This is a genomic window from Arthrobacter sp. 01T425 (assembly GCF_056398725.1).
Map to the genome: position 1 here is coordinate 489593 of NZ_JBFTPY010000001.1, position 12274 is coordinate 501866.

11 protein-coding genes are annotated in these 12274 nt (G+C 67.0%); 6 read left to right on the plus strand and 5 right to left on the minus strand.

Going from position 1 to position 12274, the window contains the following annotated elements; genetic code table 11:
* Positions 1–2: 2 nt before the first annotated feature.
* The 4 genes from AC1DNG_RS02420 to AC1DNG_RS02435 are packed head-to-tail and all read right to left on the minus strand — an operon-like array spanning position 3 to position 4401.
* Complete coding sequence (locus AC1DNG_RS02420; RefSeq protein ID WP_476886539.1) at positions 3–1265, minus strand: NAD(P)/FAD-dependent oxidoreductase; 1263 nt, start codon at positions 1263–1265, stop codon at positions 3–5.
* Positions 1262–1456 (minus strand): ferredoxin, encoded by a 195-nt coding sequence (locus tag AC1DNG_RS02425; RefSeq protein WP_028276320.1) that lies wholly within the window; start codon positions 1454–1456, stop codon positions 1262–1264. Before AC1DNG_RS02425 ends, AC1DNG_RS02420 begins: the two co-directional genes overlap by 4 nt.
* Positions 1453–2625, minus strand: a complete 1173-nt coding sequence (locus tag AC1DNG_RS02430; protein WP_476886540.1) for a cytochrome P450 — start codon at positions 2623–2625, stop codon at positions 1453–1455. Before AC1DNG_RS02430 ends, AC1DNG_RS02425 begins: the two co-directional genes overlap by 4 nt.
* 54 nt (positions 2626–2679) lie before the next feature.
* On the minus strand, positions 2680–4401 hold the full coding sequence (locus tag AC1DNG_RS02435; protein WP_476886541.1) for an MFS transporter: 1722 nt from the start codon (positions 4399–4401) through the stop codon (positions 2680–2682).
* Between the two features lie 317 nt (positions 4402–4718).
* On the opposite strand from AC1DNG_RS02435, the gene AC1DNG_RS02440 reads away from it, so the two are divergent.
* The 6 genes from AC1DNG_RS02440 (at position 4719) to AC1DNG_RS02465 (ending at position 11603) form a co-directional block, all read left to right on the plus strand.
* The gene (locus AC1DNG_RS02440; RefSeq protein ID WP_476886542.1) at positions 4719–5729 is read left to right on the plus strand and encodes a phosphotriesterase family protein; all 1011 of its coding nucleotides are present in this window, start codon (positions 4719–4721) and stop codon (positions 5727–5729) included.
* Positions 5730–5779: 50 nt separating this feature from the next.
* A complete protein-coding gene (locus AC1DNG_RS02445; protein WP_476850895.1) occupies positions 5780–6733 on the plus strand; it encodes a phosphotriesterase family protein in 954 nt (317 codons plus the stop codon).
* Positions 6734–6812: 79 nt separating this feature from the next.
* Positions 6813–7955 (plus strand): FAD-dependent monooxygenase, encoded by a 1143-nt coding sequence (locus tag AC1DNG_RS02450; RefSeq protein ID WP_476886543.1) that lies wholly within the window; start codon positions 6813–6815, stop codon positions 7953–7955.
* 3 nt (positions 7956–7958) lie between these two features.
* The gene (locus tag AC1DNG_RS02455; protein WP_476850897.1) at positions 7959–8891 is read left to right on the plus strand and encodes an alpha/beta hydrolase; all 933 of its coding nucleotides are present in this window, start codon (positions 7959–7961) and stop codon (positions 8889–8891) included.
* Complete coding sequence (locus tag AC1DNG_RS02460) at positions 8888–9856, plus strand: MBL fold metallo-hydrolase (protein ID WP_476858546.1); 969 nt, start codon at positions 8888–8890, stop codon at positions 9854–9856. The genes AC1DNG_RS02455 and AC1DNG_RS02460 overlap by 4 nt, the downstream gene beginning before the upstream one ends.
* The gene (locus tag AC1DNG_RS02465; RefSeq protein ID WP_476858547.1) at positions 9849–11603 is read left to right on the plus strand and encodes a CocE/NonD family hydrolase; all 1755 of its coding nucleotides are present in this window, start codon (positions 9849–9851) and stop codon (positions 11601–11603) included. The genes AC1DNG_RS02460 and AC1DNG_RS02465 overlap by 8 nt, the downstream gene beginning before the upstream one ends.
* 62 nt (positions 11604–11665) lie before the next feature.
* Here the strand turns inward: AC1DNG_RS02465 and AC1DNG_RS02470 are convergent, their stop codons facing one another.
* Complete coding sequence (locus tag AC1DNG_RS02470; protein ID WP_476858548.1) at positions 11666–12253, minus strand: TetR/AcrR family transcriptional regulator; 588 nt, start codon at positions 12251–12253, stop codon at positions 11666–11668.
* Between the last annotated feature and the right edge of the window lie 21 nt (positions 12254–12274).

A 12274-nucleotide genomic window follows, 5' to 3' on the forward strand; every position in this document is an offset into this window, starting at 1 on the left:
TCCTAACGGTGTTGTGCGGCGTCAGGTTCGAGCGGGCGCGCCGCACGCAGCGCGGCCGGACCGGCGTCGGCGAACCGGCGCAGCTTGGGGACGGGGATTCGGTAGTTAAGCGCGGCGGCGGTGCCGGAACCGTCCGTGTTGTCCCAGCGAAGCAGCATCGAGTCCGCGCCCCCGCCGGGCTCGCAGTAGTCGGGAGGCCCGACAGCCGGCGCGAAGCCCGCCGACTTGAGCGAGAGGCCGAAGCCCTCCGTCCAAAAGTAGGGCTGGAAGTCGAACTCGGGCGCCGCGTCACCCTTCAGGAGGCCGACGCCGGCGACCCTGGCCTGGTCGATGGCGCTGGTCCAGAGGGGCACCCGTTCCACCCCGCGGCGGGTCGGGAAGGACGCCACATCGCCGGCGGCGACGATGTCCGGCCGGAGCCTGCCGCGCGAATCGACCCGCAGCTCTCCGTCGACGAGAAGGTTCGAGCCGGCGAGCCAGCCGATGTTCGGCTCATCGCCGATGGCGGTGACCACCAGGTCAGCCTCCAGCACGGTGCCGTCGGCCAGGACGACCTTTGCCCCGGCACCGTGATCGACAAGCCGGGCCTTCCCGCCGCCAACCACGCGCAGTCCGCGCCGGATGGCGGCGGCTGTGAAGATGTCCGCCAGATGGTCGCCGAGCTGACGCGCCAGGGGCTTGCCGTCGGAGACGAGGGTGACCTCGCAGCCCACGTGCACGCAACCGGACGCGACCTCCATGCCCAGCGCTCCGCCGCCGATCACGATAACCGACGGGCGCGATGCGACGCGTTCCTTGAGGAGGATCGCATCCTCGATGGTGCGCAGGGTGAGTTCCCGGTGGGAGCCGTCCCGTTGCGGTCCGGCTGTTCCCTTCTTCTGCGTCTCTTGCGCACCCGCCCCGAGTCGCTTTGCCCGGGAACCCGAAGCGATGACGAGGCCGTCATACGGCAGCTCCCCTCCCCCGTCCAGGCGCACCAGCCGGGCCCCGACGTCCAGGCCCGTGGCGCTGACTCCGAGCAGCTCCGTTGCTTCGTGGGTCGGCTCGGGGAGCACATGGGGTTGGAGTCCGCCGTCGCTGTTCCCGTCGCTTTGCCCGTCGACAGCGTGCAGCAGCGCCTTGGAGAGGGCCGGCCGGCTGTAGGGCTGGTGGCGCTCCGCGCCCACAACGGTGAGCTCGCCGTCGAAGCCGGCCGAGCGCAGCGAGTCGCAGGCCGTGAGCCCGGCGATGCCGTTGCCGACCACCACGATCTTTCGCATCGTCATGCCGCGGCCAATCGCAGTGCGGCAACCGGGCAGACCCTTACCGCCGCCTTCGCGGCGTCCAGGTCAGCGCCTTCGACGTCCGGGACGTCGAGTACCAGCTCGCCGTCATCGTCGAGGTGCATCAGCCGGGGCGCGGCTTCTTCACAGAGGCCGTGACCCTCGCAGCGCGGCCGGTCAAGTTCGATCCTCATGCTGCCACCACCTTGGCGACCTGGAGCGACTCGAGGCTCCGTGTGATGTTGCTCGGCTCCCGGACCTCGTCGGTAACCGTCAGCGTTTTCACCCTGCGGGCAAGCGCCTCAATGATCGCATGCGCTTCCAGTTTCGCCAGGCCCTGGCCGGCGCAGCCGTGCGGTCCGTAGCCGAAGGACAGGTGGTCCACCGGGTTCCGCATCACGTTGAAGGTGTCGGGATCCCCGTAGTGCCGCGGGTCGCGGTTGCCGGCCCCAAAGAGGATGCCCACCTGGGCACCTGCGGGAATCGTGACGCCCTCGATCTCCACGTCGCGCATTGCCTTGCGGCCCCAGATGTGGACCGGGGCCCAGTAGCGCAGCACTTCGGCGAACGCTGCGGGGACCAGGTCCGGGTTCTTCCGGACCAGTTCGAACTGCTCCGGGTGGCGGCCGAACAGCGCAATGATGTTCCCGATTGACGCGATTGTCGTGTCAACGCCCGCTCCCAGGTACTGGTGGATGATGTGCCCCGCAGAACCCTGGGGAATGTCGCCGCGTGTCTCGGCATCGAAAATACCTCGGCCGATTGAGCCGGGTGTGAGGTCTTCTGCGGTGACCGACGAGCACCAGCCGTAGAGCTCGCCGGCGATCGGGAAGCTCTCCTGGGTGCGCTGGTTCAGCGGGCCGAGGACCTGCATCGCGGCCTGGCCCCAGCGCAGCATGTTGTCCTTGACGTGTCCTTGGAAGCCAATGAGGTCGGCAACGATTTCGATCGGGAAGGCGCGGGCCAGGGAATCGATGGCCTCGAAGCTGCCGCTGGCGGCAAGCTCGGCGACGAGCTTGTCAGCCTTTTCGTCGATGACGACTTTCAGGCCGCGGAGCGCCCGGGGGGTGAGGTTTTGGGACAGCGTGGCGCGGAGCTGGGTGTGGACGGGCGGGTCGGAGGCAAGGGAGGTGCCCTGCAGGGCCTCGTTCACCATGGGGTTGAAGCCGATGCTGGTGGACGACAAGGTCTCCGGATCGCCGAGCGCGTCGCGGATGACGTCGTAGCGCGTCAGGACGTAGAGGTCGTTCTTGGGGAGGTGGACCACTGCGGCCTGCTCGCGGAGCGCTGCGTAGGTGGGGTAAGGGTCGACCAGGACGTCGTCGTCCCAGATGTCGATGCCGGATTCGGTGGGTGCAGTCACGGTGTTCTCCTTGTGGATTTTAGGTGGTCAGGTCAGTGCCGGAGGCCGTCAGGCTTAGACGGCCGCCTCGGCGTTTACTTCGGTGGTCTCGGCGATGGCCTCCGGCGCGGGCGCCGAGGACCGGGCAGAGATGAAGAGGGTGAGAGTGGCGGAGAGGATCGCCGCGATGCCCGCGGTGAGGTATACAGCCTGGAACCCCTGGCCCAGTGAGGTCCCTGCCACGCCCTGGATTTGCGGCTGTGCGGCGTTGAGGGCCTGGACCATACCGTCGACCGCCGGGGTGGGCGCGCCGCCTGCCAGTGCCTGGCCGGAGAATTGGGCGATGACCCCGTCCCAGCCGGCGAGGAAGCCCAGCGGCGGCACGTTCGCCAGCCCGCTGACGGCCTCTGCGGGCAGTCCCGCCCCGCCGAGGATCCCGGCAAGGGGACCCGCGAAGGCCGTGGCTCCGATGCCGAAGGCGATGGCTGAGCCGACAACGGGGCCGAGGGCGAAGCCGAGGTCGCGCAGGAGGTTCGTCGTCGCCGAAGCCATGCCGATCTGCTGGGGCGGGACGGTGTTGATGGCAACAGCGGTGACGGAACCGACGGTGAGCGCGAATCCGATACCCAACAGCAGGAGCGGCGGAATGAAGGCCGTCCAAGGGGTGCCGCCGAAGGCCTCCGGAGTGCCGAGGGCGAATGTCGAGAGCCAGAAACCGGAGACTGCCATGAGGACGAAGCCCGCGGTGAGCACCCAGCGCGGTGCTACGTGGTGGATGAGCCACCCCACCACCGGGATGAAGGCGAATGCCGGGCCCTGGATGAAGACGAACAGCACACCGACCTTCCAGGTCTCGGCCAGCGCGAGTCCACTGACGGCGACGCTGGTGCTGAAGCAGATCGCGAGGAAGGCGAACATGCCGGTGACCGCCACAATGCCGGTGATCGAGTAGGCGCTGTTCTTGAACAGCGACAGGTGAATCAGGGGCTGCGCGGTGCGTGATTCGATGACGACGAAGGAGACCAGGAGGATTCCGCCCGCGACGTAGCTTGCAATCACCTGGGCGCTGCCGAAGCCGGCATCAACCGCTGTCACCGTGGCGTAGAGGACGGCGATAAGTCCGAGCGCGAGCGTAATCTGGCCGGGGATGTCCAACTTGCGCCCCTCGGCTGCCGCGGAGTCCTTCGCCCGGAGCGCGACGAGGAGTACGAGCACGGCAATTGCGGCCGCAACCAGGTAGGCCGCCCGCCAGCCGCTGAACTCGTTCGGCGCACCCGGCGCAGCACCCGGCACGGTGAAGAACTGCGCGGTGAAGCCAGCGAGCACTGGGGAGATCACCGCGCCGAGGGACAGGAACCCGGCCCACGTGGCGATGACCTTCGCCCGTGCGCGGTGATCCGGGGTGATCGCGGCGATCATGGACAGCGAGATGGGGAACAGGATGCCCGCCCCAATGCCGCCGACGGCCTGGGCGGCGATCATCATCTCGGTTGTCGGCGCCAGCGCAGCCATGACGGAGCCGACGATGCTGACCCCGGCTCCGATGTACAGAAGCTTCTTGCGTCCGAACACGTCGCCCAGGAGGCCCCAGCTGAGTTCGAACACGACAATACCCATCAAGAACATGCCCGCGATCCAGGTCAGGCCCGCGCCTGAAGTATGGAATTCCGCGGCGAACGTGCCGCTGAGGGCGCCCGGCAGCGCGTTGGTGATCTGGGCCAGTGTGACCGCGCTGTAGGCGGCTATGAAAGTGGCTCGTACCGAGCCGCGGCTCGGTACCGAAATGGTCTGACTCATCGATGAAACTCCTTTGTTCCGGGTCGATCCTCCGGTGACGCGCCATGACTGGTGCCCTGCCGGAGCAAGAGCCGGCAGGCGGAGGTGGATGTGGCGCTCACCACAGTCTGATATCAATCTTTACGAGATGTCAAGAAAACATACTCAACGTTTGCTTCATGAACGCATCGACACCCAAAGGACGTGTACGGCTCGTCTGTTTTCTTGACACACTGTAAAGAAAGATGTGATGCTGGCTACACCGCAACGGGGCTACGGCACGGTCAGGCACCCCGGCGCCCCTGTATTCAGCACCCGATCTTCAAGGGAGAAGCCAAGTGAGTCACACCACACCCGTCGATAGCGGGGACGCGTTCCACGCCCCCACCGGGCAAACCGTCAATACGGTATTGGGTCCCGTCCCTGCCTCGGAACTGGGCGTAGTCGCGCTCCATGAGGCCCTATTGTCAGTGGTCCCGGGCGCCCAGTACGCACCAGAGATCTCCATGGACAGGGCACAGATCTTCGAGGCCCTGGCGGCCAAGCTCGCGGACTTCCGCGAGCACGGCGGGCAGACGATCGTCGACAGCACGGGCATGTTCCACGGCCGCGACCTCAAGCTCTACGAGGCGTTGTCCCGCACCACCGGCGTCCACATCGTCGCCTCCACGGGCCTAGGCCCGGAGGAAGAACTCGGCGGATACTTCCTGACGCCGCAGACCAACCCGCCCACCCCGTGGCCGGCCGAAAAGTTCGCCGATCTCTTCGGCAAGGAGGTCACTGAGGGGATGGTGGTTCCCCGGGTCGAGCGCCGCGCCGCCGCCGGCATCGTCGCGACCATTGCCGACCGCGCCGGCATGACCCCGACCGAGGAAAGCCTGTTCCGCGGCTCCGCCCGCGCCGCCAGGAACACCGGCGTCCCGGTCTCTATCCGCTTTGGCGCCGATGTCCTGCACGATCTGGACATCGTCCTGGACGAGCAGCTCGGAGCCGACCGGGTGCTCGTCGGCGACCTCGACCGCAAGCACGCCGCCGGCTCCGCCAGCGAGGTGGCCGCCCGGGGAGCCTTCGTCGGCATCGACCATGTGGGCCTGAACGACCACGCGGACTACCTCACCGACCATGACCGCGCCGAACTGGTGCTCGGGCTCGTCAAGGCAGGCCATGCCGACAGGATCATCCTGTCGGGCAACTCGATCGGCGTTGCCAAAGGTCTGCCGGAGTACAACCTGCCCTACAGCCACGTCCTGACGACGTTCGTGCCGTTCCTCAAGGCCCACGGCCTGAGCGACGAAGACGCCCGGCGCATCCTCGTGGATAACCCGCGCAACCTGCTGACCGTGCGCTAAGCACGCCTCGGCACACACACAACAAGCTTTCGAAACCCTGAGGTGAACGAATGACCAAGGTCAACACCGTGCTGGGAACCATCCCGGCCGAAGAACTGGAAATCGTGGCGGTCCACGAACACATCGGCTACGGCATGCCCGGGTCCGAACTGGATACCAGGTGGTGGAAGTCGCCGGAGCAGGCTTACGAGGAAACCGTGCCGAAGCTGCGGAAGTTCCGCGAATACGGCGGCGGTACCTTCGTGGACGCCACGGGCATCTGCAACGGCCGCGACGTCGACTACTACAAGTCCCTGTCCCGGAAGACGGGCGTGCACATCGTTGCCTGCACCGGCTTCGTCGGCGGAGACACCGCCCTGCCGCACTTCTCCCGCGCGAGCGTGGACTACCTCACGAAGGTCTTCATCCACGAGATCACCGTCGGCATCGGCAACACGGGCGCCAAGGCCGGCGTCATCAAGGTCGGCGTGAGCCGCGGCGGACGCATGACGGATCTGGACAAGCGCATTTACCGGGCCGCGGCCCGCGCCGCCGTCGTCACCGGCGCTCCGGTCCTGACCCACCTGGCCATCGACCCGGAACCGGCAGTGAACATCTTCAACGAAGAAGGCCTCCCGCTGGACCGCGTGCTCTTCGGCCACGCCGACGACGGCCTGAACGCTCCGGTCACCCCGCACGATTGGATCTACGAGCAGGGCGGCCGCATCGGCTTCGACACTTTCGGCTACGACCTCGAGCTGCCTGATCCGCCGTTCTGGGGCCGCAAACGTGCCGAACGCATGGAGCACTTCGTCAACCTCGTGAACAAGGGCTATGCGGACAAGCTCCTCGTCTCGGCGGACGCAAACTGCAGCCCGCTGGGCTGGCCGGGCGTGAAGGGCCACACCATCAACTACATCTTCGAGGACATGATCCCCGACATGCGCGCGGCCGGTATCGACGACGCCACCCTCAAACTCCTGCTTGAGGACAACCCGGCCGACTTCCTGTCCCTTCACGCCTGACCCCGGACAGACCACCACAAGTTGCCCGTTCCGCCAGACATGGCCCGGGCCCAGAAAGAGTCAAGAAAGAGATGAAACCATGAAGGCTGAAGACATCAAGAACCTCAAGATCGCCATCGTCGGCGCGGGGTACGGCGGCGCCGCGGCGGCCAAGGCCCTGAGCCTGCTCGGTGCCGACGTCAGCGTGTACGAACAGGCATCCCAGATGCGGGAGGTCGGCGCCGGCATCGGGCTGCGTCCTGCCACCATGCACCGGTTCAGCCAGTGGGGCATCTTCGACACGATCGCGAACGTAAGCTCCCCGAGCGACTACTTCGAAATCCTCACCGCCACGGGTGAGCCGATCATGAAGGACACCTGGCCGGAGTTCGGCGGGCAAAGCCAGACCCACCTCATCCACCGCGGCGACTTCATCGACGCCCTCCTGAGCGTGCTGCCGCAGGGCATGGTGCACCTTGGCCACAAGCTGGAGACCATCGAGGACAAGGGCGGCCGCCCCGTCCTGACCTTCACCAACGGCACGACGGTCGAGGCGGACCTGGTGGTCGGCGCCGACGGCATCAAGTCAGTGGTGCGCGAGCAGCTCTTCAGCGACAAAGGCCCGGTGTTCTCCGGCGAACACGCCTACCGCGCTGTGATCTCCGCCGGCGACGCCCACGGCATGGTGGTGGACGACAACCTGCGGATGTACATGGGCAGGGGCACGAAGGTCTACCTGCTGCCGCTGCGCCACCGCAACCAGATGTCCTTCGATATCACCGCACTGTGCCCGGACAGCACCTGGGCCCCCACCATCACGAAGGATGACCTCGTGGCGACGGTGGAGGGCTTCGACAAGCGGATCGTCAACATCGCCCGCGGCCTCGACATGGACACCGTCAACATCCGCGCCGTCTACGACATCGACCCGGTCGACACGTGGCACACGGACTCCGTCGTGCTCATGGGCGATGCGGCCCACTCGATGCTGCACCACCAGGGCCAGGGCGCCAACTCGGCCATCGAGGATGCCGGTGCGCTCGCCGATGCCTTGGCGGAGGCCGGCTCTGTCAAGGATGCACTGGCCCTGTTCCAGGCAACCCGCAAGCCGGTAACGGACGAGCTGCAGCGCATCTCGCGTCAGGGGTGGACCGAGGACGAGGTCAATGACGTCTTCCCGGGGCAAAAGCCCACGTCCCAGAAGCCCGCCGCCGTCAACGCACCAGCAGAGTCGAAGGCCTGACCCATGACCATCCATCCCGAAATTGCCAAGATCCTCAGCACCCTGCCGGCGCCCGACGGCTCGCCGCTGAACCCGGGGGCCATGCGCGCCGGCGAGGCCGCGCAGGTTCCCGCATTGGAGGACCGTCTGCCGCTGCACTGCGTCGAGGACGCCACCGCAGTGACGCCATCGGGCGAGGTGCCCGTGCGGATCTACACGCCGGCCGGGGCCGACGCTCATGGGCTTCTGGTGTACCTCCACGGCGGGGCATTCTTCCTCGGCAGCCTGGACACGCACGACCACGTTGCCCGGGCCCTGGCCAAGGAGACAGGTCATAAGGTCATCTCTGTCGGCTACCGCCTGGCGCCCGAGGCTGCTTTCCCTGCCGGCCTCGACGACTGCTACGGGGTGGTCCGGTGGGCCGCCGAGCAGGGTACGAGCCTGGGCTGGGACGGCAAGAACCTTGCCATCGCCGGCGACAGTTCGGGCGGCAACTTCGTCGCTGCCGTCGCAGCGATGGCCCACGACGACGGGTTCGACCGGATCACGCATCAGGTCCTCTTCTACCCGTCCCTGGACCTGGACTTCGACGTCGACCGCTACGCCTCGCTGCGGGAGAACGCCGAAGGATTCGGGCTGGAGACGGCGGGCCTCAAGCCGTTCAACTCCTTTTACCTGGAGAGCGGGGCGGACCCGGCGGACCCGCTCGTCTCCCCCATCAAGCGCGATGACCTCACAGGCCTGCCGGCGGCGCTCATCATCACCGCCGAGCACGACCCCCTGCGCGATGAGGGCGAACTTTACGGCCAGCGACTGGCGGAGGCCGGCGTCGTGGCGGCCGTCAGCCGCTACCCGGGGGCCAACCACGGCTTCGTCCAGAACTTTTCCTGGATCCCGGAGTTCTACCGGGCCTTCGAGGAAGCAGGCGACTTCCTGAACGCGGGGGCCGGGCAATGACGGGGCCAGTCGCTGTTCATCCCCTGGTCTCGCCGTGGGGCCGGTTCGGACTCTACAGCTTCTTCATCGACGCTCCCGAGCCCGCCATCGTCGACACCGGGATCGCGTCCTCGCCTGCCGAAGGCATGGTCCCGGCACTGGAGGCGATCGGCCGCCGGATCGAGGACGTGCGCTGGATCCTGCTGACCCACGGCCACATCGACCACCTCGGCGGTGCGCACGCCCTATGGGAGCTCACCGGACGGCGCGCGAAGGTCGTGATCCACGAGGCCGACGCGCCTCTGCTGCGCTCCCGGCGCGCGCACGTCGACCAGTACGTGGACGTGCGCCAGCAGTACATCGACAATCCGAATGCCATCGAGGAGCAGACGAAAGCCGCGAACCACGTCATCTCCGGCGAGATGGAGCCGACCATGCTGGTTAGGGGCGGCGAGACCCTCGCCCTGGGCGGGGACGTCACCGTCTCGGTCCACCACATCCCCGGCCACACGGCCGGGTCCGTCGCCTACGTCGTGGACGGGCAGCAGTCGGTCTTCGTCGGCGACGCCGTGCAGATCCACGGAGCGGCCAACGGCTTCCCCGGCTACGAGGATCCGGCCGCCTACCGCTCAAGTCTGCGGTACCTGCGCGACGACGTCCGCCCGCAACACCTGTACCTGGGCCACCCGTACCGGGGTGCTGACGGCGTGCCGTACGGCGTTGAACTGGACCGTGAGGCGGCCCGGAATGCCCTGCAGGGAAGCCTGGACCTCGAGACCCGAATCGACGACGCCGCCCGCCGGTACCTTCGCGACGGCCTCCAGGAGACGGACTCGCCATACTCGCCCTTCGCCCGCGTCGCTGCAGAACTCGGCTACGCGGGCGACCCCAGCCTCGAGCCGTCCCCGTTCTTCACGACGCTCCACGGCTACCGCACGGCCTTTGACCGCCTGACCAAAGATGAGGAGCTTCGCACCCATGGATGACCTGAAGATGTTGGATGCCGGCGCGGAGAAAATCGCCGTCCGCAAGGACCTCCGGGTCCCGATGCGGGACGGCGTCGAGCTCGCCGCGGACGCCTATCACGGTACCGGGGACAAACCGCGCCCCGCCCTCGTAGCCCTGAGCCCCTACGGCAAAGAACTGCAGGCGCTGGCCCTCACAACCCCGCCACAGCGGCGCCCCAGCCCGATGTGGGACGGCTGCATCGAGGCCGGCGACATCGCCCGCATCGTCAAGGAGGACTACGTTCACGTCATTGGCGACCTGCGCGGCTCGGGTCACTCCGGCGGCGAACATATCGGCAATTACAACGCCGGTGGCGTGTCGCTTGGCCAGGACGCCTACGACTTCATCGAGTGGGTCGCCGCGCAGCCGTGGTGCGACGGCAACGTCGGCATGGTCGGCATCTCCTATTTCGGCTCCATGCAGGTGCTGGCAGCGGCCGAGCGGCCGCCGCACCTGAAGGCGATCTTTGTCTCCGGCGGCCACTACGACTTCTACGAGACCACCTACCATGGCGGCATCATGTGGTTCATGCCCCGTGCCGCCCGCGAGGGCCGCGGCGGCGATTCCGGCTGGGCGTTCACGGACAACGTCAAGTCCCGCATGATCGAGAAGTACTCCCCCGGGGAATTGACGAAGCTGGTTGCCACGCGTCTTGCGGACCCGGACGTGGCCGCCTGGCCGAACCTGGTCCATGTCCTGAACTACCCGAAGAACCACGAGGCCTGGTTCGACATTGTGATGAACGAGCTCGACGGGGACTGGTACGAGGAGCGCAACCCCATCACGCTGGCCCCGAACATCGACATCCCGGTCTACCTGCAGATCGACCAGGGCCGCGGCTGGACGATGGACGGCACGATTGAGCTGTTCAAGGAGCTGAAGGGCCCCAAGAAGCTGGACATCGGCCCGTACCCGCCGATGCAGTCGCGTCCCTTCATCGAAGAACACGACAAGATGTTCCGGTGGTACGACTACTGGATCAAGGGCATCGACAACGGCGTCATGGACGAGCCGGCCGTGAGCGTCTTCGTGGAGGGCTCGCGTGAGCTGGTAACTGCGGAGGCGTGGCCGCCGAAGGACGTCGAGTACAAGTCCCTCTATCTGCGCCCGCGGCACAAACTGTCGACCGAGCCCGAGCTGATGGGCGCGGAGTACGCCGCCCCGGACGGCTTCTACCAGGCGCCGCTGACAGTGACCGACAAGGTGGAGATCATCAGCTGGTCCACCCCTGTCTTCGAGGAGGACACGGAGATGATCGGCACCGGCGCCGCGCACATCTTCGCCGAGATCGACCAGCCGGACACCAACTTCATCCTCCGCCTGTGGGATTACGCGCCCACCGGCGCGCGCCAGCTGATCACCAGCGGATACCTGAAGGCCTCGCACCGCGAACTTGACGACCGCAGCACCGAGGGCAACCCGCTCCACCCGCACACCCGCAGTGTGCCGGTGGAGCCGGGGACGATCGAGGAGTACGTCCTGCGCCTCTATCCGTTCGCGAACACTTTCAAGCCGGGCCACAAGCTCATCGCAGAGCTTTCGAACGGCGAGCCGCTGGCCGACGAGCACAACGCGCTGCTGCCGCCGGATGCCTTCCATCTGCCGGTGGGTCGGCCCGTCACCCACAAGATCTACCGCGACGCCGCCCACCAGTCCAGGCTGGTCCTGCCGTTCACCTCCCGCCAACCGGCGGGGGGCCAGCCGGCGGTCGTCCAGGCGCGCTGATGCCATGCGGCAGCTGACAACACCAGGGCGCAGCCAACAGGCTGCGCCCTGGTGTTGTCAGCTCACTCAGCCAGCAGGAAGCACCAGTTCTCGACCATCAGATCCAGTGAAGTATCGCGGTCCACGGTCCAGCCGAGCCGCATCCAGCGCCGGGAAAAGAACTCCAGCTCGCCGAAGGCCAGCGCGCAGCGGACCCGGCGGCTGGCCGGGGCAAAACGCCCGGCGCTGTCGAGGCCCGCCTGCATGTCGTCGATCGCCGTGTCGAACCACTGGTCCAAAGCCGCCTGGATGTCCGGTTCGCTGGCCGCGGCCTGGTGAGCCGCCACAACATAGGGGCGGATGTCGGCCCACTGGTCAAATTTCCGGGCCAGCCAGACCCTGATCAGCTCGCGGTCTCCGGACTCCACCACCGAATGCAGCGGCGGGACATCGGCCTCCGTCAGCATCTCGTTGGACCGCTCGACGAGCGAGCGCATGAGCTGGGCTTTGGACGGAAAATGCGAATAGAAGGTTGCCCTGGTGGTGCCCACGGCAGCGGAGATGTCATCCACCGTGGTGGCGGCGAACCCTTTCTCCTCGAAAAGCTCCAGCCCCTTGTCGAGGAAAAGCCGGCGGGTCATCTGCTTTTGAGCGTCTCGAATGCTTGCCACGCCCCCAGATTAGTCCCCCGA